2 protein-coding genes are annotated in these 1,190 nt (G+C 54.7%); both read left to right on the top strand.

The genetic code is table 11. From position 1 onward, the window contains the following. The coding region (locus tag HMPREF3160_RS02080) for a DUF6318 family protein (protein ID WP_256173819.1) at positions 1 to 481 on the top strand (481 nt) is incomplete at its 5' end. 238 nt (positions 482 to 719) lie between these two features. Continuing rightward, on the top strand, positions 720 to 1,190 hold a 471-nt coding region (locus HMPREF3160_RS09960), incomplete at its 3' end, for a hypothetical protein (protein ID WP_176744682.1).

Genomic DNA, 1,190 nt, shown 5'->3' with positions numbered 1-1,190 from the left:
CTATAAGCCAGCAACCCCGAAACGCCCAGCCCAAAATGTCCCTGTCCCTGGACCACTACCGGAGGTAGCGAAAGAAAAAAGCAAAGCCGGTCAGGTCGCGTTCATCGAGCACTGGACCAAGGAATTCAACTACGGGCTAGAAACAGGCAAAATGCGACCGGAATTCTGGGAAATAACCAGTAAGTCATGCGACTACTGCAAAGGAGTTCAAGAATCGCTGGAGCTGATTTCCGAAGATAGGTCCTGGAATATCGGTGGCGGCCTCACCATGAACGATATTCGCCCCGATCTTAGAACGTCGGACAACGGCAATTACGAAGTCGGTCTTTCTATTACCGGTTCTGCACGCAAACGCTATATTCCCGGGAAAACCAAACCGGTCGAGCAGTACCCCGAGATCACGTTGGAGGAGGCCTTCGTAGAGCTCCGACGAGTCAACGGAAAATGGCAAATGGAAGGACTGTACCAACTTGAGAACTAAACGAATCATCACCTTACTTACCGCCGTTCCGCTGATACTTCTCCCAGTAGGCCCTGCCTATTCGTCGCCGGACACAACCTTCGACCAAGACAAGAAAAGCGTTCAGGTAGCGGCATCTCAGATATCCAAAAGAAAATCTGAACTGGTGATGTCCAGAGCACCGAAATATACACCTGCTACTGCTCCTAAGTTTTTTGGGAAGCGTTTGTTGTGGCACCAGGCGTGTACCGCTTCTGCGTTGGATCGCTCCGGGGCTGTGACCGGTTCCACCAAGGTTGCTGGTAGTGACCTGCATGTAGCCGAGATGGTGGACCCGAAAGCTCGTAATGCGGCTAAAACCCAAGCCTGCACCCGCCGGGCAGTGGATGAGTGCGGTCAACGTGACGACTTGCTCTACACCACCAACACCGCCACCACCCAACTCGCCTGCCGCGCCAAAAGCAAACCATCTAAGAATGGTGCTCCGGCTGAGCAGGCCCCGCTGACCATCACCGAAATCCGCACCCTTGTCGAGACCGAAACCAAACGCATCCGCATCCACCCCGGAGCAGTCACCACCGATGCGATCAAACCCAACACCCTCACCACCGCCTGGACCAACTTCTACCTCACCAACCCCAAACACAACACCGACGACAAGAACGGCGGCAATGGCAAGAACAGCACAACCAGCAACAGCGACACTGCCGCCGCTGGTGGTGTGGTGCGG

Origin of the sequence: Arthrobacter sp. HMSC06H05, assembly GCF_001807395.1 — a bacterium.
GTDB lineage: Bacteria > Actinomycetota > Actinomycetes > Actinomycetales > Micrococcaceae > Pseudoglutamicibacter > Pseudoglutamicibacter albus.
Note: the sequence above shows the minus strand (reverse complement) of the source record. Positions and strands in the feature narration are given on the sequence as shown.